Here is a 19,237-nt window from a genome sequence, read left to right as displayed (position 1 = left end):
CTTAGGGAATATGTCTATTTACTACATCGGCTATTCGCGCAGTGCGCGCTGAAATTGGTCCGAAAGCGGTCTAATAATATATTGCAGGATGGTTCTCTGGTCGGTTCGAATGAAGGTTTCCACGGGCATGCCTACGGAAATTCGCACATTTCCGAGCTTCCTGAACTCTGCGTCCGAAATGGTGATTGTGGCAGGATAGAAGGCGGAATTAGTGACGGTGTCGACGGTTCGGTCTGCCGCGACCTGGCTGACTGTTCCTCTGATTTCAGGGGTGGTGCGCGCATTCAGGGCGGTGAAGCGCAGCCTTGCCGGCTGGCCCTTCGAGACTTTGTCGATGTCGATCAGACGGACATGTGCGCGAACGACCAGGCGATCACGCAAGGGCACGATCTCCATCAGGGTGTCGCCAGGGCGGACCACGCTTCCTATGGTCCTGACCTGAAGCTTGTCGACGATGCCATCCTGCGGTGCACGGATCACTGTTCGGTCGTTCTGATCGCTGGCGGAGGCATCCTCCTTTCGCAGGTTCGAAATCGCGCTTTGTACCTGAGCGAGTTCCAGCGCCGCCTCGCTTCGAGCGCCACTGCCTATGAGTGCCATCTGGGTGCCGAGTTCGGCAATTCGCGCGTTCGCTTCGACGATGCCTGATTGTGCCGTCGAGCGCTGCGCGTCCACGCCGACTGCCGATCTTTCGAGCGCATTGAGCCGATCGAGAGTTGTCAGGCGGCCTTCGTAGAGTTCGCGGGTCTGTTGTAACTCCTGCCTCACGAGATCGGCCTGACGGTGATAAGCGCTGGACTGGCTTGCGAATGTCGCCACTTCCGCGCGGGTCTGGGCAATACGGGCCTGGAGTTGGCGAATCTGGTCGAGCCTTGCGTTGCGGGCGAGGGCGAAGCTGCGCCGCTCATCCTCTATCGCCGCTCTGGTTCCCGGGTCGTGAGTTGCTTTCCTGACCAGTTCCGCAGGGAACGTCACGTCGCCCGCGCCATCCTGGATTGCCCGCAGGCGGGCGGCCTTTGCAACAAGCTGGTCCAGGTTCAGGCCTGTGTACTCCGCAACGGCCCCGGCAACTGTGTTGTCGAGCCGGATCAGCGGTTGCCCCTTGCGGACAGTGTCGCCATCCTTGACCAGAATTTCAGCCGCTACGCCGCCGAATGGGTGTGAAATTTCCTTCACGTGCGTTTCGACCGTTACTTCACCCGGTGAAATGATCGCACCAGCCATGGGCAGGAATGCGATGAGCCCGCCAAAGCCCAGCACCAGAACGGCTACCGAGATCATTCCTCTTCGGAGCAGTCGGGAAAGGCCTGCGTCGTCCGCCGGAGGTGGCGGAGGTTCGGCAAGTGTGGATGTCGTCTCGGCTGGCTTCAGAAAATCTACCGCTTGGTTCATTCCCTGATCTCCGCAGGAATATCGGTTCGCTCGCCGGCGTCGTCCATGGCTTGTTCACGCGCTTGTGTGCCTGAGGGCTGTTGAGTTGCTGCGTCACTTTTCCCTGTCTGCCTTCTCTCCCCGGTGGGCCGACCGGGTTTGGCGATCGGTGCGGGCGGGCGGATGCGTTTCTCGAAATCCTCGCGCGTCTCGAAGCGTTCGACCTTGCCCTGGTTCATCACCAGAATGTGGCTGACGTTGGCAATGACGCTGGGACGGTGCGCGATGACCACGACTATGCCGCCGCGCTCGCGTACGCGGCCTATCGCTGCACCGAGGGCTACTTCGCCATCGTAATCCAGATTGCTGTTCGGTTCGTCCAGGATGACGAGGAACGGATCGCGATAGAGAGCCCTTGCGAGCGCGATGCGCTGTTGCTGGCCTGCTGAAAGCCCTCCGCCCTGAGGGCCGATGAGATGATCGTATCCATTTTCGAGACGAATTATCAGGTCGTGACAGTCAGCGGCTTGCGCGGCTTTCAGGATGGCATCCCGGTCTGGCGGTGTCTGGAAGCGGGCGATGTTCTGTGCGATCGTTCCTTCGAAAAGTTCGATCGATTGCGGCACATATCCAATGATCCGCGCAATCTCGTCTGCAGACCATTGGTCGATCGTGGCCCCGTCCATGCGCACCGTTCCGCGCAGGATCGGCCAGACACCGCAGAGAACCCGCGCCAGTGTCGTTTTGCCTGAACCGCTGCGGCCCACGACAGCAAGAGCATCTCCGGCCTGCAATTTGAAAGTCACGTCCGCGAGCGTCACCCTGCGGGTGCCGGGCGGGGCAGAGGAAAGTGCCTTGACGTCGAGCTCGCGGCCGGGACGATTCAGCCCCATCGGCTCCACCCGGTCGGGCATGGCTTCCATGATATCGCGCATGCGGCCGAGCGCGAGACGGCTGGCAATGAGACCTTTCCAGTTGGCGATCACCTGTTCGACAGGGGCGAGCGCGCGCGCGGACAGGATGGACCCGGCAATGATCACGCCGCCGGTTGCCTCTCCTTCGATCACGAGGAAGGCGCCTAGCGCCAGGGTCGCGGATTGGAGGAACATCCGGAAGGCCTTTGTCAGGCCGCTCATCGTGCTGGATATGTAGGAAAAGCGGTCGTTCGCGCGAAGGTAGTCCGCTTCGGCGGCAGACCACTGGATGCGCCTGGCGCTTGCCATGCCCAGTGCCTTTATGGTTTCGGCATTGCGGCGGGTGGTTTCGGCGAGATTGCTGCGGCTGGCCGATGCGCGCACGGTTGCCTGCGCGAGCGGCGCGGTAAGGCGATTGTTGACCAGCATCAGCGCGACCAGCGCTGCCACGCCGATTAGCGAGAGCAGCCCGATGCTCCAGTGGAAAACGCTGAGAATCAGGAGGTAGACCACGATCCACGGCAGGTCGAGGATCGCCAGCGGGCCGGGGCCGGAGAGGTAGCCGCGCACGGTCTCGACATCGCGGACGATCTGGGTGCCCTGCGGCATGGGGCCGCGGTTCAGCTCGAACTCGGAGACAAGGTCGAGAATTCGCGTGCTGACCGACCGCATGAACATCGAGCCGACATGAACCATGATCCGGCCCCGCGTGACGTCGAGCAGGGCCTGGAAGCCATAGGCTATCATCACCAGCACCAGCAGGCTCACGAGAGAGGGCACGCTGTGGCTGGGCAGAACGTCGTCGTAGACAAGCAGCATGAAAAACGAGCCGGCAAGCAGAAGCACGTTGTAGACACTGCTGATCAACAGGATCGGCAGGAGCGTACGTCTGAGCGGAGCGACCGCGGTCTTCAGTTCGGAAGAGAGCCGGACGGCAAGGATCACGGGAATGTCCTTATTGAATTCGGAGAGCGACGAAGGCCCCTCGGAAGCGATCTTCCGGATAGATCCGATTTGATCGCGAGAAGCGTGTGAAGCTGCATGATTACGTCCTCTCTGGAACAATCTCGCGCTGCATTAGATCAGGGCGGGTTGTAGAGAACTAGGGCCGATGCATCAGTTTTGGCGCTTTCCGCCGGGCACGTTCCGAAAAGTTCCGCGTAATATAGGGGGTATTACTTAGTGAATTCGATCAGAATTCGCGTGCTTTGCGCTTTGGCTTGCCTCTGCTCGGGGGTGAGGGCTCATGCAGATACTCTTGAGGACGCTCTTGGTGCAGCCTATCGGAATAATCCTTCGCTTGAGGGCGCGCGCGATCTGGCCAGCGCGGCGGACGAAGGGCAGGTGCAGGCGCGGGCGGCTTATGGTCCCACGTTGAGCCTCAGTGCGCAGCATGAATACACGTCTGCGCGCATCCGGGGGTATATCCTGCCATCGGAACAGGATGGTTTCGCCACGAGCGCCTCGCTTTTTCTCTCGCAGCCGCTGCTCACTTCCGGACGGCTGGCTGCGGGTGTTGACTTCGCGGCTGCCAACAAAATGGCGGTAAGGGCCCGTCTGGACGTCGTCAGCCAGCAGGTTATCGCGGACGTGGTTGCCGCTTATGTCTCGCTCCGCCGCGACATGGAACTCTACGGCGTCGCGGTGGAGATTTACGATCTCCTCCTGCAGCAGCGCAACGTTACCGCCTCACGCTATCGGCTGCGGGATTCCACCGCGCCCGACCTCGATCAGACGCTGAACCGTCTCGAACTCGCAGCGGGCCGCGTGATTTCCTCTCGCGCCAACGTGGAGGTGAGCGCGGCGCGCTATCGCAATCTCGTCGGCCACTATCCCGAAGACCTCATGCCGCTACCGGCCTTGCCGGCGCTGCCGGTTCTCGAAACACTCTATGTCGAAGCGGAAACGCACAGCCCGGCTCTGGCCCTGTCGAAGTTCACCGAAGCGGCATCGCGGGCGAGAGTGGCGGAAGCACGCGCAGACATGCTGCCGCAGGTCCGGGCCTACGCCTCCGCGGCGCGGGTTCCGGTCACGCCTTACCAGAATACGTACCGTGAAGAGGCGGTGTCCGCCGGTGTGAACCTGACGATGGCTCTCTATTCCGGCGGGCAGATGTCGTCCCGTCTTCGGGAGGCCAAAGACCGGAACCAGGCCGATCAGCAGTATGTGGAACAAGCGCGCCGAGACATGCGCGAAAGGCTTGCGTCCGACTGGACCTCTCTCAAGGCTGCGGGGGAATCCCTGCCGCGCTACGAAGCTGCCGTGGAAGCCGCGGAGCGGGCGGTGGACGGTGTAAAGCGCCAGGAGACTTCGGGCATTCGAACCTTGCGAGACGTTCTGGACGTCACGAATGACTTGCTGTCTGCTCGCACGGCGGCGGTTCAGGCACGCGCCGAGGCATACGTCCTGACCGTTTCAGTCCTGCGCGACGCGGGATTGCTCCAGATCGGCATGTTCTCTCGCGAGCGGCCCTACGATCCCAATTCGCGGAAACACGCGATTGCGGGGTTGGCGGGTCTTCCGCTGAGACCGATCCTCGAACCTGTCGATCGCCTCATCAAGAATGACAGGGTCGCCGCCGCGCCGGTCCAGCTCGAATATTCCACCGACTTCGACTGGGCGGTCGAAACCGGATCGCCGCTGCAACCGGTGTCGAGCGCGGCGGATCGCGACCCTGCCGCGCCGTAGCCGCCGCGGTGCGGCACTTCGCTCTCGAAGCTGGTGCACGAAATGGCGAAGGTCTGTTTTGCAGCGGAAATGGATGCACCCCGCCTTGAGCGCGCGCCGCGATGGCCGCCACTCTACGCGCCGTTCGGCGGGCGTTCCGCCCGGCCAGCAACCATGTGAGGGTCATGATGCGGGAAGCGTTCTTCGTATGGCTTGCGAACCACTTTTCGCGGGGCAAGGTCGGTACCAAGGCGCGATATTTCGCCTTGAAGCTTGCAGGGCTCAAACTCTCGGGAAAAGTCATCGTCATGGGCCCGGTCACGGTCATGCCGCCCGGGGCCGGGAAAATGATCGTGATCGGGACGCGCACTTTTCTCAACACCAATGTCCGCTTCGGTGCGGGCGGTGGGATCACCATCGGGAAATTTGCGCAGATCGCGCCCAACGTTTCCTTCGAGACCGGATCGCACGAACTGGACTTCGCGCCGGGGCGGAGCCGTGCCCCCGTAACGGCGCCGATCGTGGTCGAGGATCACGTATGGATCGGTGCGGGCGCGATAATCCTGCCCGGCGTCACGATCGGGCGGGGCGCGGTGGTGGCGGCGGGCGCGGTCGTCACGCGGGATGTGGCTGCCAAAGTCGTGGTGGGCGGCGTTCCCGCCAGATTCCTGCGCCATGTGGACGAGCAACCTTGAGCGGCCGTCGGCGCTCTAACTGCCGCGCGTATGGCCGGCATGATGAAGGATCGTGAGCATGAACGCGATAATCGGTGATCTTGGAAGCGATCTCACGGTGGCCGTGGTCGTCGCCAGCCTCGGGCGGCCGGAACTGATCGGCCAGATCCATGGACTGATAGATCGGCAGACCTGCCCGGCCGACGTGCTGGTCTTTTCCGTGGTCGGAGATGCAGATGTTCCGGAAGGCCTGGAGGAATCGGAGCGGGTCTGGCTTCTGAAAGGGCGCAAGGGGCTCTGTGCTCAACGCAATACCGCGCTCGACGCCTTGAAGGGCGCCTATGATCTCGTCGTCTTCTATGACGACGATTTCGTGCCCTCAAGGCACAGTATCGAGCAGATCAAGCAGTTCTTTATAGCACATCCCGAAGTGGTCGGCGCGACGGGCAATGTCATCCGCGATGGCATCAACGGCGCCGGCATCTCTTTCGAGGATGCGCAGGAACTGGTCGAGCAGCACGAGGAGCGCAATTTCAGTCCGAACTGTATCGTGACAGGTCTTGACGGTCTTTACGGTTGCAACATGGCCTATCGTTCCTCTGCCATTGGCTCTGCGCGGTTCGACGAACGACTGAGCCTTTATGGCTGGCAGGAAGACGTCGATTTCGCCGCTTCGATCAGCCGTCACGGAAGGCTGGTGAAGACTTTCGCCTTTGCCGGTGTGCACCGCGGGGTGAAGTTCGGGCGCACGTCCGGTGTAAGGCTCGGTTACTCGCAAGTGATAAATCCATCGTACCTGGTGAAGAAGGGCACGATGTCGAAGCGCTTTGCCGGACGGCTGATAATCCGAAACGTCCTGGCCAATCACGTCAAATGCCTGAGGCCCGAACCTTGGGTCGATCGTGCGGGCCGGGCCAAAGGGAACTGGATCGGCATGTTCGATCTGATGAGAGGTCGCCTCACTCCCGAGCGGATCGAAGGTCTATAAGGCGCTGGCCCGATGCCGCGGCTTATGCCGCTTGCGCGGACTGGTTTCGGCCGGCCTGTTTGGCACTGTAGAGGGCGGTGTCGGCGGTCCTGAGTGCTTCTTCGCAGCTTTGGCCGGGAACGAGAGAGGCGATGCCCACGCTGACCGTCGCGCGAAGGGTATCGCCGGCATAGGGTATCGCGGCTTCTTCGAGGCGAATACGAACCCGTTCACAAACGACGCGAGCCTGAACCGCTTCCATTCCGCCGAGCACCACGGCGAATTCCTCGCCGCCGAGCCGGGCGACCAGATCGCCGTCCCGAACGGACGAGCGAAGAATCTCTACAAAATGAATCAGTACGACGTCGCCTGCGGCATGACCGTGCAGGTCGTTGATCCGCTTGAAGTGGTCGAGATCGAAGACGGCAAGGCATCCCAGCACTCCGTCGGCCGGGATCGAGGCGAGCAGGGCGGGGAGGGCTTCGTCGAAGATACGGCGGTTGTAGATTCCGGTCAGGGGATCGGTCATGGCCTGGTGGGCGAGGTCTTCCATGAGCTTTCGGCGGCCGGTGACTTCGCGCACGATGCTGACGGTGCCCATAACCCGGCCGTCATCGTCGATGGTGGCGCGCATATGGCTTTCAACCCAGACGACTCCGCCGTCCTTGCAACTGACCCGGTACTCCACGATCGCCGTTTCGTCCGGATTGGCCAGGGCTCGGCGGCGTGCATCGAGGACGGAAGGCAGGTCGTCGGGCGAGACGAGATGGAACATCACCTTGCCGGTCAGCTCTTCCGGACGATAGCCGAGTACGCGTTCGGTTGCGGGAGAGGCATAGCGCAGGGTGCCGTCATAGCCGAGGCGCATGATAATGTCGCTCGTGCGGTCAAGCACCAGCCGGTGCAGTGCCTCCACCGCGTGCAGCCGGTCCAGCAGGCGGCGGCGGGCGCGCAGCTCGGCCGCCAGCGGCAGGAGGATCAGCACGATAGAGGCAAAGTAGATCTGCAGCACCTGCAGTTTCAGCGTCATGCTGACGTGGAGCAGAGTGGTGGGTCCGCTGCCTGCGAGCGAGCAGGGCAGGCCGATCGCCAGAAGGACCACGATGGAGGAGACCGCGCCGAAGCGCCCCAGCCTGAGGGTTGCGGCGACCATCGGCAGGAACGGGATCAGGACCAGCGGGATGCGATTCTGGCCGAAAGTCAGCAGCGAGGCCAAGGCGACCAGCAGCAAAAGCCCGGTGGCTTCTCCGCGTTTCCGGTTTCCGGCGGAGGCGATCCACTGCCGGGTTTCTCCGCGCAGGGTGAACAACAGGGGCGGTCCGAACGCCACGAGCCCGAGCGCATGTCCGGCGTACCAGTCCCGCCATGCGGACCAGTAGGGGATGTCGCGCGCGACATGCGCGCACAGCGCTCCGAGGAAAGCCGTGGTGGCAGGCACGATCAGGCCGGCAATGATGAGGAAGCGGGCAACTTCCGGGACAGATTCGAACCGGCCGAACCGGGGGAAGCATCGTCTGACGAGCCAGGCCGCGGCGTGGGCCTCGGCGATGCAGATAAGCGGCAGCGGGATCGCTACCGGTCCCCGGAATCCGAACAGGAAGGACGCGAGGAGCCCGGCAGGCACGCATGCCAGAGTGATCTGGAGCCAGCGCCGGCGCGGCGTGGCGCAGAGCTTCGCAAAGAGCAGCGCGCCCGCCAGCCACATGATCGCGACACCGCCGTCGAAGCGGGTCAGTTGCAAGGCTATGGAAGCGCAGACAAAATAGGCTGTCGCGGTGAGGACTGCTTCGCGCACGGCATGTCTGGAATCGGGAGCGGCGAAACGTGGCATCGCCCAGTAATACGAAAATATGGTTAGTACAGCGTTAAATCTACAGCTTTTGTTCCATGGGATTTGGGACATGCGCTCATTATAGGCGGCGCAGTTCGTGTCCCGAAGCATGTCGCGCGTCTCGATCGCGACAAATATCGGCGCTGGCCTTGGCGTCCCCCCGAAATAGGATGCTTCTTTCCCTGAGTTTGGCCGCCTGTGCGGGGCGGGGAATGTTAATCCTGGGTTTGGGAGAGCAGCCGATGCGTATCGTTCCCGTGTTCAAGGGAGTGGCCCTGGTCGCTCTGGGTGCGGCGCTTTTGCAGGCAGGCGGTGCGGGCGCCGAAGCGCCGTCGGTGCCGGCGCCCGCAAGCACTGTGCCCGGGTGGAGCGACTTTCTCGATGGTTTGCGTGATCTGCCGGACCGCATTCTGGCCCGCATTCCCGCAGAGCAGCGCAGCGATCCGCAGGTCCGGCAGGAAGCGGGCAGGCTGGCGCTTTCCGCCGTGGCTGCCGCGACCATCGATGCTCTGGCAGCCGATCCCGACCATCCGGCCTTCATCCCGCAGATCAACAATTACATCACCACCGGCCAGCCCAATGCCGATACCAATTACCGCGCGGCGAAGATCGCGCCGGGAGGAACCTATCGCCTGAGGGGCCTGCGAGGTTCGATGAACCAGGCCCGCATAGCGGAGGCGGGCCCTCGGCCCCAGCAGACGGCGGGTTCCGTGAACCTCGGCGCGCCAAGGCCGGTTCACGACATCAACGCACTCAAAGTCGATGCCGAGGGGCGCTACGACGTCATTCTCAGTCCCGAGCGTCCGCCGGGCCATGTCGGGGACTGGTGGCAGCTCGATCCTACCACCAACATGCTGCTCGTTCGCATGGTCGCATCGGACTGGAACGCAGAGAAGGAACCCACTCTTTCTATCGAGCGGCTCGATGTTCCGGCGGTGCGTCCGCGCCCCGCGGCGGCGGTGCTCGAGCAGAAGTTGCGCGGTATTCCGGTGGCGGCGGGGTTCATTGCACCGCTGCTTGCCGACCGGCCGGCGAAACTGCGCGGCGAAGGCTATGTGAACAGGCTGAAGGCCGTCGATTTCAGCCAGATGGGGGGGCTTGCGGGTCAGTTCTATTTCGAGGGCGCTTACGATCTCAAGGATGATGAGGCGCTGCTGATCGAAACCAAACTGCCGGAGAAATGCACCTATCAGTCACTGATCCTCACCAACGACCTCTACGAGACGACCGACTGGTACAATAACCAGAGCAGCCTCAACGGTGCGCAGACACACCTCGATAGCGACGGGGTTCTGCGCGTGGTCGTGGCGGCGAAGGATCCCGGCGTACCGAACTGGCTCGATACTTCGGGCTACCGGACCGGCGTGGTGCAAGGGCGGTGGATGGAGTGTTCCAGCCAGCCGGTTCCCGCTGCCCGCAAGATCGCGCTGAAGGATCTGCGCGGCGCTTTGCCGGCCGATACGCCGACCGTCACGCCGCAGCAGCGCGAGGCCATCTTGCGTGACCGGCGCGCCACCCTTCAGCAGCGTCCGCTATGGTAGGAGGGGCCGTTGGTCGTGGTCAGCAGGGTGGTCAGCAGGTCTGGCCGGGAGGGCAGGGCGGCCTGCCGCCGGGCGCACCGAAGCGGGGGCCTTGTCCCGGGCCTTCCCCGGCTCCGGGCCCCTTGGCGCCGCGATCCGCCGGACGCAGTTCCTGCATGGACAGCACGCCGTCCTGGTCCTTGTCTGCCGCTTCGAACTTCCTGCCTTCGTAAGCCAGCAGTTCGTCCAGCGAGACGCCCGCATCGTAATTTGTGTTGGCGTGGGCGATCGTCGTCCCGTTGAGCGGTTCGATCATGGCGGCAAGCATGTAATCCTCCGGTCCATCCCCGGCGACCGGGAGGATGGCGTCGGCAATCGGGCCGTCGCGGTCCCCGAAGGCGCCGGCCTCGTTCGAGGCGACCGAACCCATCTGCTTTTGCCAGACCATGAATTCGGCCTGGGAGATCGAACTGTTGCGGTCGGTATCGACGGCGGCGAAGCGGCTGCGGATGGTGGTCTCGCGCCGGGCTTCGACGACGGCGTGCAGTTCGTCGATCGTGACGATGCCGTCACGATTGGCGTCGGCCTCGCGGAACATGGCGGTGACGAGCTTGTCGTACTGCTTGCGGGTGACCGGCTTGGGCGCGCGGGGCTTGCCGCCGCCCGGACCGCCGGGGCCCCCGCCATCCGGGCCGCCCCCGGGACCACCGCCTCCGCCGCCGCCTCCCATGTCGCCCATTCCACCGCCCATTCCGCCGCCCATTCCTTGCGCGAGCAGGGCGGGGGACTGGACGAGCAGGAGCGATGCCATGAGGGCGAGGGAAATCTTGCGCATGGAAGGCTGTCTGCCTTCGCCGTTTAGCGCGAAGATTTCAGTGCGGGCGCGAATGTAGCGGCCCGATTGCAATATCGAGCATGCCCCGGGAAACGACCCGGCCCCGGCCGCATTGGGGGCGACCGGGGCCGGAGGCTGGGCTGGAAAGCGCCTGCGCCGTGGGTGGCGCGGGGTTGGGGTGGGGGGGGCAGCGCTTTCCTGCGGCGAGCCGGACCGGCTGGGGCGCCGGTCCGGTTGCTTTTCCAGCCGTTCCTTGAGCGGCTTACCAGCCGATCGTCACCGAGCCGCGAAGCGCGAGGTCTACCCGGCCGTGACGATCCTCGGCGGCGAGTTCGCCGCCCATCGTCAGGCCCAGCGTGCCGCCGATCGCGCGCAGCCGGGCGAACCAGCCACTGGTGGCTTCGTCGCCGTCGAGCGTGAAGTTCTGGCCGCCCGCGAAGTGCGCGGTCGTCGAACCGATGCCGCCGCTGACGATTTCGCGCCAGCCGCCTTCGGTTTCGATGCGGAACCAGTTCTCGTCACGGCGCTCCATGCCCATGAAGTCGACGCCGAGCGTGACGCCGCCGTTGACGCCGAGTTCGTCGCTGGTGCGCGAGGCGACCGTCAGGTCGAGCGCCTTGCCGCCGCCGTTCTCGGTGTAGCCGTCTTCCTTCAGGCGCACGTAGTCGACCGAGACTGCGGGGCGATAGAAGAAGTGGCTGCCGCCGCCCTCATAGGAAGCGCCGCCCGCTGCGGTCACGAAGGTGCCGTCCCACTTGCCCTTGATCGTGCGGTTCACCTTCTCGGTGCCGATCGCGCCGATGAACTGGCGTTCGCTGTCGTAGTTCGAACGGCCGATGGAGGCGCGGCCGAAGCCCTGGACGGCGCCGAACTGTCCGCGCCAGTGGCCGGCGAGTTCGAAGGAGTTCGACTTGATCTCGCTGGTGCCGCCGCTGGTGTGGCGGTTCCACAGGTACGAGAAGGTACCGCCGAACCGGCCGATCCCGGTCAGGTACTCGGCGCCGAACGACATGGCGTAACCCTGGAGGTTGTAGGCGGCGCTGCTGCCGGCCTTCTTGTCGCTGCCCCAGAACGAAAGGTTCATGGTGGTGCTGAAGCGGCCTTCACCCCAGACCGGGTTGGTCGGTTCCATGAGCTGGCGGGCGAGCGTGCGGGTGCCCAGGCTGATGCCTTCGAACGAGCCGCCGGCGTGGTCGGGCAGCATCTGGCCGACCGTCTGGCGGAACTGGTCGCCGTTGGTGATGCCCAGGAACACGTCCTCGATCTTCTCGTCCTGGCTGAGGGCGGTGAAGATCGCGTTGTAGGCGGTCGCCTGCGAACGGTTGAGACCGAGTTCGGCCACCGTGCGGCGGGCGATGTCGACGACCACGGTGTTCGCGGCGGCGTCCTCGTCGAGGGTGGCCTTGAACATGAAGGGCACCAGGTCGGTCGAGGCTTCGAGGTTGTCGCGGCCGAGGATCGTTCCGGCGGTCAGCACCTGGTAGCTGCCTTCCGCGGTCGAGACGTCGGCCAGCTTGATCGAGAGCTTGGCGCCGTCCTCGAAGGAGGCGGTGCCGGCGACGGTATAGGCCGAACCCTGGCCCGCCGCCTTGTTCAGGGTGACGGCCAGGACGCCGTCCTTGGACACGTCGAGCGAGCCGATCGTGGCGGGCTTGTTCACGTCGAGCGTGCCGCCGGTGATCTTCACCGCGAGATTGCCCGAATTGACCAGCGAGCCCGAGAAGACCGAGGTGCCGGTCAGCGTCAGGCTGTCGGCACCGCCGCCGAAGTCCGCCGTGCCCACGAAGCGCGAGGTTCCGGCGAGGGTCATGGTATCGGTGCCGCCGCCGAAGGTGACGTTGCCGGTCTGCACCGCATCCCCCGACAGCGCGAGCGTGTTGTTGCCCGCGCCAAACATGACGTTGCCGGTCACGGTGCCATCGGCGATGTCCACCGTGTCGTTGCCGCCGCCGAGCAGCACGTCGCCCACGATCGAGGGGGCGGTGAAGCCCGCGCCGACCTGGGTCTGCTTCACCGTCACGCTGCCGCTGGCGTTCGAGAGGTCGATCGCGATGTTGCGGCCGGAACCTGCCTTGGCGCCGGTGGCGGAGATGGTGCCGCTGTTCTCGACGAGGTTGAGCGTGCCGCTGGCGTCGCTGATCGCGGTGGCCGAACCGTTCTCACCTGCGGCCACGGCCTTGATGGTGCCGCTGTTGCGGATCGTCGGCAGGCTGGCGCCGGCGTCGATGCGGATGGCGGTCGTCTGGGCGCCGGTGGTGTTGCCGCCCGCCGCGCCGATGGTTCCGGAGTTCTGGAGGAGCGGCGTGCTCGCGCCCGCGCCGAGGCGGATCGCGGTGGCATTGGCGTCCTTGGACGTCGCCACGACCGTGCCGGAGACGCCGATGCCGTTGGCGATCGTGACGTCGCCGCCGAGACCGCCGATGGCAAGGCCGTTGCCGTCGATCCCGGCGTAAAGGCCGTTGCCTTCGATGCCGCCCTCGATCTGGAGGCCGTACTTGCTGGCGGTGCCCGCGACCGGGCCGATCGCGATGTCGTTGGTGGCCGAGCCGATCACCATGGCCGGGGCCTTGCCGTAAGTGACGACCTTGGCCGAGCCTTCGGTGGCATCGGGGATGCCGTCGGCGTCTTCGTCGGCGTTGTTGGCGTCATTGTCCTTGGGCGGCACGGCGAGCACGATGCCGCCGGTCACATTGCCTTCGACGATGACGGCCGAACCACCCTGCAGCAGGTCGTCGGCGTCGAGCTTGGAGGGATCGCTGGGCGGGGTGGGATAGCGATAGCCGGTCGAGACGATCGAGCCCTGCACGACCATGGCACCGTTGATGTCGCCGCCGAAGTGCGCGCCGACAGCGTTCTTGCCCTGGGCCTGCACCGTGCCCGCGAGCCGGACGTTGCCGTCGATCTGGCCGGCCTTTACGCCGACTGCGTTGTCGCCCAGCACGCTGGTCTTGCCGTCATGCGTGAAGTTGCCGGTCAGCTTGCCGCCGAGCGAGACACCGGCGGAATCGTTGCCCTCGACGACGATCGTGCCGCTCTGGGTGATCTTGCCGGTGTGATCGCCTTCGGTGCGAATGCCGATGCGGTTGGAGCCGAGCGCGAAGGGTCCGTCGAGGTCGCCGTCCTTGTCATCGTCGGTCGGGGCGTAGGGTTCGTCGAGCGTGATGGTGCCGGTGTTGACGATGTCGCCCGTCGTGCCCGCATTGGCGACGATGCCGCGCGCGCCGTTGGAGTTGGCGATGGTGATCGCGCCGGCATTGGCGACGTTGTTGTTGCTGTCCATCGTCACCGCGGTGCCGGAGGTCAGCACGACCGAGCCGTCCTTGGTGATGTTGATCGCGTCGGCGGCGCCGTTCTTGATCGTGGAGGTGAGGAGAGGCGTGGTCTTCTTGGTGGTCACGTCCTCGGCATGAGCGGCGGTCGCCAGTGCGAGGAGCGCGGTGGAAGCAAGCAGGTAGCGAGGCATCTTCGTCCCTTCAGGTCGATATCGAGACCTGAGACGGAGGCACTGGCCGCCAGCCTTGGAAAAAATTCAAAAACGCGCGTCGAGGCCGATACGGGCGGTGCGCGGGCGCAGCGGCGTCACCTGATCACGGCCGATGCTGAAGGGCGTGCCGAGCGAGAAGCGGTTGCCGCGCACGTCGGCAAGATTGGTCACGCTGAGCGTCACGCCGTAGCTGGATGTGCCGAAGCGGATGTCGAAGCCGCTGTCGAGGTAGTTGCCCTGCGGCTCGCCCAGTTCCGGCCCGATCCCGAGGCGCGAGCGGCCGAGGTAGTTCGCCCAGCCATTGGCGGTCAGGCCCCAGTCCCCGGCCGCGAACTCATGCGTCCAGGCGATCCCCGAATGACCGGCGAAACGGGCGATGTTCGGCACCTGCATGGCCCGCATCGCCACGGCCCGCGCAAGATCGGCCTGCGTGTAGCTGGCGGCCTGGGCGGCGGAGAGCGCGACGTACTGGAGCAGGCCGGGCGAGGGTTCGTCCACCTTGCTTTCGTTCCATGTCGCGCCCAGTTCCACGCGCAGGCCCGGTGCCAGCAGCAGGCCGCCCGACAGGCTGACGGACCAGACGCGCCCGTCGCCGATATTCGCGGTGCTCGGCAGGCCGGAATTGTCGATGAAGTCCGCCTGGATGTCGCGCCAGCGGGTGTAGGACAGGCTCATCGAAAGGTCGAAGGGGCTGCTGCCCGCGCGGCCGTGGCGCGCGCCGATCTCGAAAGTGCCGGTACGGTCGCTCTGGAAGCGCCGCACGGTGTCGCTCTCGATCGCGAAGCCGCCGGGGCGGAAGCCCTCCTGATAGCGCAGGTAGAACGAATCTTCGGGCGAGAAGCGGGCGTTGAGCGCGAACGAGGGCAGGAACGTGTTCAGCGAGCGCTGCGCGGTCACCCCATTGGCGATGAGCGCCATGGCCTTGGCGGGCGAGATATCCTCGCCGTCGCCGCTCAGCCTTGAACGGGTGAAGCGCCCGCCTGCCGTGGCGGTCAGCGGGCCCATGAGGTGCAGGCTCGCCTCGCCGTAGAGCGTGACTTCGTCGATGGTGTTGCCCACGCCGGTTGCAGCGGTCCGCGCGTCGAGCAGCGGCGTCTGGAAGCTGCGGTTCAGCGTGGTGCGGTTGTGTGTGTAGCTTGCGCCCAGCAGCCAGCCGAACCCGCGGCGCTCACGCTGCCAGAGGCGGGTCTCGTGGACGATCATCTGCGTTTCGTTGACCTGCGAGAACAGGCGCGGCGGGCCGCCGGGCTCGCTGGCGTCGTAGCGTTCGTGGAGGTCCTGGCTGACGATCCCCGTGGTCGACCGCAGGTTCACATCGCCGATGCGGCCGGAGACCACGAACTGGCCCAGCGTGTAGTGCGCGTTGGCGCGTTCGGCTACGCGGGCCGAGCTTTCCAGTGGCTTGCCGTCGCGGTCGGCATATTGGCTGTCGTCCGCCTCGGTGGACTGGGAGAGGCCGATCAGGTCGATCGTCCAGCCGGGCGCGAGATGCGCGCGCAGGGCCAGCTTGCCGCCGAGGATATCGGTGCGGTTGACGTTGCTGCGGCCAAGCTCCGGCTTGTCGATATAGCCGCCGAGGCTGGCGGAATCGATGGTTGCGCGCAGGGCCACGCTTTCTCCCGCGAGCGGCAGGTTCACGGTGGCGCTGGCATCGGCTCCGGGTGCGCCGTGCTGCGTCAGCGAGCCGCCGATCATGACCGAGCCGCCGGTTTCGCCCATGACCGGGGCATTGGGCACGAGCCGGATGATGCCGCCCAGCGATCCGGCGCCGTAGAGCGTGCCCTGCGGACCCTCCAGCACTTCCACGCGGGCAAGGTCGGACAGGCGCAGGTCCGGGTCCGGCGCATTGTAGGTCAGCCGCATGTCGCCGAGGTACTGGCCGACGGTGGCCTGGGTCGGCCCGGTGAAGCTGGAATCGGCGATGCCGCGAATGAACAGCTTGTTCCGTCCGCTGCCGAGGTGCGTGGAGGACACCGTGGCGAGCTGGCGGGTGATCTTCTCGGTCCCGCCGACGCCGCCGGCTTCCAGGGCCTTGCCGTCAAGGATGGCGAGCTGGCCCGGCACGTCCTCGATGCGCAAGTCGCGCTTGGTGGCCTGCACCACGATAGGTTCGCCGTGCGGTTCGGCAGGCGGCGCCGCCTGTGCCGGGCGGGTTGCGTCGCGGCGGGTTCGGGTGATCGCCACGGCAGGGGGCGCCGCTTCCAGCCGCCATGCGGAAGGCCCGACCGGGACGGCGCGGGCGCCGGCGGAACGGGCCAGCCGGTTCAGCGCTTCGGAAACCTCCATGCGCCCGCGCAGTGCGGGGATCGAGCGGCGGGCGATGGCGGGATCGGCGATGACGATGCTGGTGCCGGTCTGGCGGGCGAGGTCGATCGCGGCTTCGCTTGCGGTGCCGGCGCGCGTCGTCACGCTCGCCTCTCTGGCGAGGGCGGGGAGGGGCATGGCCGCAACGGCCGCCAGAAGCCAGGCCGCACCTCTCACGATCAGGGGACGCCGATCATCCAGCGTTGTCCTTCGGCGCGAACCGCGACGCCGAGGAGCGGGCCGAGCGCGGCGGGATCGCTGCGCAGCGGGGCGACGAGCAGGGAGCCCGAGACTTTCCGCTCCGCGCTGCCGGGCGCGACGGCATAGGCCACGCCGGTCGCGCGGGCGAGATCGGCGGCGACTTTGCCCAGCGGCGCCTCGTCGAACGTCACCCGGCCCTCGCGCCATTCGCCGACCTGTTCGGGTGCGATCCTGCCGAGCGTGTAGTCTCCGGACTTGCCGTGCCGCTGGAGAACTTCGCCGGGCGAGATGCGCAGGTCCTGCGCCCTGGGATTGAACTGAACGGCGCCTTCCGACACCGCCACGCTGAGATCGCCGCCGTCATGGCGCACGTCGAACACGGTGCCGACATCGACCAGCGTGTCCTCGCCAACGGCCACGCTGAAGGGGTGGGCCTCGTCATGGCGGACGGTGAAGAGCGCCTGTCCGCTTTCGAGCCGGGCGAAGCGCGGGTCCTTGCGATCGAACTCCATGGCGGTGCCGCCGGCAAGGTCCACGCGGGTCTGCGCGTCCAGCGAGACGGTGCGGACCTGGCCGGGCGCGGTCTCGATCCGATAGAGATCGCGGCTGCCCGCCTGCCACATCCAGAGGCCCGCGACGAGCGCAAGCGAGGCGGCCATGGCGCCGCCGATCCACGGACGGGCGGAGCGGCGCGGCGCCACCGCGGGAGCGGCCAGGGCATCGTCGTTCGCCGGCCGGGCCGATGCGATCCGTTCGGCGCCCTCCGCCACTGCGGCCGATACCGTGTCATAGGCGAGGGAATGGGCAGGATTCTCGCCAAGCCAGAGCGTGAAGCCTTCCCAGTCCTCGAATCCCGGATCGCCGGTGCGCAGCGCCCAGTCCAGCGCCGCATCGAGCGTCTCGGCTCGAATCTTGTCGTCTTCAGTCATCGCGCGCTCCTTCTGCCGCGAAGACGGAGACGATCGGCGCGGGCCTTGTCGGCGTCAGGCCTCATCGCTGCGTTCCTTCCATTCGGTGAGGGCCCGATAGGCTACGCGCAGATCGCTTTCCACCGTGCTGAGGCTCACTCCGAGTTCGGCGGCGACCTGCTTCTGCGCCATCCCGTCGATCCGATGGCGACGGAAGATCGCCGAGGCCCGCGGACCGAGGCTTTCCAGCAGGGACAGCACGCGTCCGGCCTCCTGCGCCGCGGCGAGGCGGCGTTCCGCCGAAGGTTCGGGAGAGGCGCCGGCTTCGTCTGCGTTGGCATCGGTCCAGTCGCGTTCGCGGTGGCCGGATTGGCGGGCGGAGCGGAACCGGTCGATCATCAGCAGGTCGGCGGTGCGAAATAGGTACGAAAGCGGGGCGGCCACCGGGCCGGGGGTGCTGCGCGAAATCTTCAGCCAGACTTCCTGCACCAGGTCTTCCGCCGAATCTCCCGCACCGCGGGCGCGCAGGAAGTGCAGCAGCTTGTCCCGATTCTCGAGAAAAGTCGCTTCGAGACCCGATCGGGTGGGGGAAGAGGGCGCGGACGGAGGCATGGTGGCTTGTTCGCGGGGACAGATAGACTGTCCGCAGCCTCGGGGAAAGCCTCTGCCCTCATGCTGGATGCGAGGAGTGGCGGGTTTGCTCAGCGGGCGGCGTTGGCCGCGGCGCGGGACTGGATGGCACGGTCGGTGAAGAGGGCCAGAGCGGCCATGGCGCCGCCGGTCAGGCCCGCGGTTCCCATGGCGATGATAACCGGCTGGGCGGCGTCGGCGAGGCGGCTGGCACGGTCGTGGATGGGTTCGAAAAAGCGGGACATGGCGGGGGACTTTCCTGGCTGCGTCTGGGCTGGCCTCTTCTTCCTCTTTTTGAGGTTTTCAGGGTATCGGGATAAGTTGGTTCGAATTGTTCCAGATTGTTGAAATGCCATGCCGGGGAGGCCTGCTCCCCGGCATGGAAAAATGTACTGGGACAAAGGGGGCTGAGCGCCGTTCAGGCGACCGAGAGCGACACCGAGATATTGCCGCGAACGGCATGGCTGTAGGGGCAGATGGTGTCGGCTTCGGCGACCAGCGCTTCGGCTGCTTCGCGCTCGACACCGGGCAGCGTGACAACCAGTTCGACCGACAGGCCGAAGCCCTTGTCGCTGCGCGGACCGATGCCGACCGTGGCGTTCACGGTGGTGTCTGCGGGCACGCGGGGGAGGTTCTTGTCCTGGCTGGCGGCGAACTTCATCGCGCCGAGGAAGCAGGCGGCGTAGCCCGAGGCGAAGAGCTGTTCCGGATTGTTGCCGAGGTCGTTGCCGCCCAGTTCCTTCGGCGTGCCGAGCGTGACTTCGAAAGCGCCGTCGTCCGTGCGGGCCTTGCCGTCGCGGCCGCCGGTTGCGGTGGCGCTGGTCTTGTAGATCGGGGTGATGGACATCGGGTTTCTCCATTTACATCGTTAGTGATTAGATCGTGTGCGATATAAATGCGTGAGTTGGGTGCCAGTGTCAAGCATTGCGAT

Annotated in this window: 14 protein-coding genes; 4 read left to right on the top strand and 10 right to left on the bottom strand. The window is 65.6% G+C overall.

The window, feature by feature from the left end; translation table 11 throughout:
- Positions 1-30 precede the first annotated feature (30 nt).
- A complete protein-coding gene (locus ACXJ16_RS09255) occupies positions 31-1,392 on the bottom strand; it encodes an HlyD family type I secretion periplasmic adaptor subunit (RefSeq protein ID WP_443478133.1) in 1,362 nt (453 codons plus the stop codon).
- A complete protein-coding gene (locus tag ACXJ16_RS09250) occupies positions 1,389-3,230 on the bottom strand; it encodes a type I secretion system permease/ATPase (RefSeq protein ID WP_324698419.1) in 1,842 nt (613 codons plus the stop codon). The genes ACXJ16_RS09255 and ACXJ16_RS09250 overlap by 4 nt, the downstream gene beginning before the upstream one ends.
- A 291-nt stretch (positions 3,231-3,521) precedes the next feature.
- On the opposite strand from ACXJ16_RS09250, the gene ACXJ16_RS09245 reads away from it, so the two are divergent.
- The 3 genes from ACXJ16_RS09245 (at position 3,522) to ACXJ16_RS09235 (ending at position 6,614) form a co-directional block, all read left to right on the top strand.
- Positions 3,522-4,973, top strand: a complete 1,452-nt coding sequence (locus ACXJ16_RS09245) for a TolC family protein (RefSeq protein WP_324698421.1) — start codon at positions 3,522-3,524, stop codon at positions 4,971-4,973.
- A 101-nt stretch (positions 4,974-5,074) separates the two neighbouring features.
- Positions 5,075-5,647, top strand: coding sequence for an acyltransferase (locus ACXJ16_RS09240; RefSeq protein ID WP_292636229.1), 573 nt, complete (start codon positions 5,075-5,077; stop codon positions 5,645-5,647).
- A 58-nt stretch (positions 5,648-5,705) separates the two neighbouring features.
- Positions 5,706-6,614, top strand: a complete 909-nt coding sequence (locus ACXJ16_RS09235; protein ID WP_324698424.1) for a glycosyltransferase family 2 protein — start codon at positions 5,706-5,708, stop codon at positions 6,612-6,614.
- 22 nt (positions 6,615-6,636) lie between these two features.
- On the opposite strand, the gene ACXJ16_RS09230 is transcribed toward ACXJ16_RS09235, so the two are convergent.
- Positions 6,637-8,424, bottom strand: coding sequence for a sensor domain-containing diguanylate cyclase (locus ACXJ16_RS09230; RefSeq protein WP_324698426.1), 1,788 nt, complete (start codon positions 8,422-8,424; stop codon positions 6,637-6,639).
- A 242-nt stretch (positions 8,425-8,666) separates the two neighbouring features.
- On the opposite strand from ACXJ16_RS09230, the gene ACXJ16_RS09225 reads away from it, so the two are divergent.
- Complete coding sequence (locus ACXJ16_RS09225) at positions 8,667-9,965, top strand: DUF1214 domain-containing protein (RefSeq protein ID WP_463920499.1); 1,299 nt, start codon at positions 8,667-8,669, stop codon at positions 9,963-9,965.
- A 31-nt stretch (positions 9,966-9,996) separates the two neighbouring features.
- Here ACXJ16_RS09225 and ACXJ16_RS09220 read toward each other — a convergent pair whose 3' ends face one another.
- From ACXJ16_RS09220 to ACXJ16_RS09190, 7 genes are all read right to left on the bottom strand, one after another.
- Positions 9,997-10,779: an EF-hand domain-containing protein gene (locus ACXJ16_RS09220; RefSeq protein WP_463920497.1), complete on the bottom strand. Its 783-nt coding sequence runs from the start codon at positions 10,777-10,779 to the stop codon at positions 9,997-9,999.
- Between the two features lie 262 nt (positions 10,780-11,041).
- Complete coding sequence (locus tag ACXJ16_RS09215; protein ID WP_463920495.1) at positions 11,042-14,242, bottom strand: autotransporter outer membrane beta-barrel domain-containing protein; 3,201 nt, start codon at positions 14,240-14,242, stop codon at positions 11,042-11,044.
- 66 nt (positions 14,243-14,308) lie between these two features.
- Positions 14,309-16,705: a TonB-dependent receptor gene (locus tag ACXJ16_RS09210; protein ID WP_463920493.1), complete on the bottom strand. Its 2,397-nt coding sequence runs from the start codon at positions 16,703-16,705 to the stop codon at positions 14,309-14,311.
- Between the two features lie 41 nt (positions 16,706-16,746).
- On the bottom strand, positions 16,747-17,697 hold the full coding sequence (locus ACXJ16_RS09205) for a FecR family protein (protein ID WP_463920491.1): 951 nt from the start codon (positions 17,695-17,697) through the stop codon (positions 16,747-16,749).
- Positions 17,698-17,751: 54 nt separating this feature from the next.
- The gene (locus ACXJ16_RS09200; RefSeq protein WP_054434665.1) at positions 17,752-18,288 is read right to left on the bottom strand and encodes an RNA polymerase sigma factor; all 537 of its coding nucleotides are present in this window, start codon (positions 18,286-18,288) and stop codon (positions 17,752-17,754) included.
- Between the two features lie 89 nt (positions 18,289-18,377).
- Positions 18,378-18,551: a hypothetical protein gene (locus ACXJ16_RS09195; RefSeq protein WP_156336406.1), complete on the bottom strand. Its 174-nt coding sequence runs from the start codon at positions 18,549-18,551 to the stop codon at positions 18,378-18,380.
- A gap of 173 nt (positions 18,552-18,724) precedes the next feature.
- Positions 18,725-19,153: an organic hydroperoxide resistance protein gene (locus ACXJ16_RS09190; protein WP_054434663.1), complete on the bottom strand. Its 429-nt coding sequence runs from the start codon at positions 19,151-19,153 to the stop codon at positions 18,725-18,727.
- Positions 19,154-19,237 lie beyond the last annotated feature (84 nt).

It is taken from the genome of Novosphingobium sp. TK71, assembly GCF_055361505.1.
This window is presented reverse-complemented; position numbering and strand designations above follow the sequence as displayed.

Bases quoted from the DNA above. Each gene is read 5' to 3' on its own strand.
- ACXJ16_RS09255 (WP_443478133.1), bottom strand. From the start codon at position 1,392: ATGAACCAAGCGGTAGATTTTCTGAAGCCAGCCGAGACGACATCCACA.
- ACXJ16_RS09240 (WP_292636229.1), top strand. From the start codon at position 5,075: ATGGCCGCCACTCTACGCGCCGTTCGGCGGGCGTTCCGCCCGGCCAGC.
- ACXJ16_RS09235 (WP_324698424.1), top strand. From the start codon at position 5,706: ATGAACGCGATAATCGGTGATCTTGGAAGCGATCTCACGGTGGCCGTG.
- ACXJ16_RS09230 (WP_324698426.1), bottom strand. From the start codon at position 8,424: ATGCCACGTTTCGCCGCTCCCGATTCCAGACATGCCGTGCGCGAAGCA.
- ACXJ16_RS09225 (WP_463920499.1), top strand. From the start codon at position 8,667: ATGCGTATCGTTCCCGTGTTCAAGGGAGTGGCCCTGGTCGCTCTGGGT.
- ACXJ16_RS09220 (WP_463920497.1), bottom strand. From the start codon at position 10,779: ATGCGCAAGATTTCCCTCGCCCTCATGGCATCGCTCCTGCTCGTCCAG.
- ACXJ16_RS09215 (WP_463920495.1), bottom strand. From the start codon at position 14,242: ATGCCTCGCTACCTGCTTGCTTCCACCGCGCTCCTCGCACTGGCGACC.
- ACXJ16_RS09210 (WP_463920493.1), bottom strand. From the start codon at position 16,705: ATGCCCCTCCCCGCCCTCGCCAGAGAGGCGAGCGTGACGACGCGCGCC.
- ACXJ16_RS09205 (WP_463920491.1), bottom strand. From the start codon at position 17,697: ATGACTGAAGACGACAAGATTCGAGCCGAGACGCTCGATGCGGCGCTG.
- ACXJ16_RS09200 (WP_054434665.1), bottom strand. From the start codon at position 18,288: ATGCCTCCGTCCGCGCCCTCTTCCCCCACCCGATCGGGTCTCGAAGCG.
- ACXJ16_RS09195 (WP_156336406.1), bottom strand. From the start codon at position 18,551: ATGTCCCGCTTTTTCGAACCCATCCACGACCGTGCCAGCCGCCTCGCC.
- ACXJ16_RS09190 (WP_054434663.1), bottom strand. From the start codon at position 19,153: ATGTCCATCACCCCGATCTACAAGACCAGCGCCACCGCAACCGGCGGC.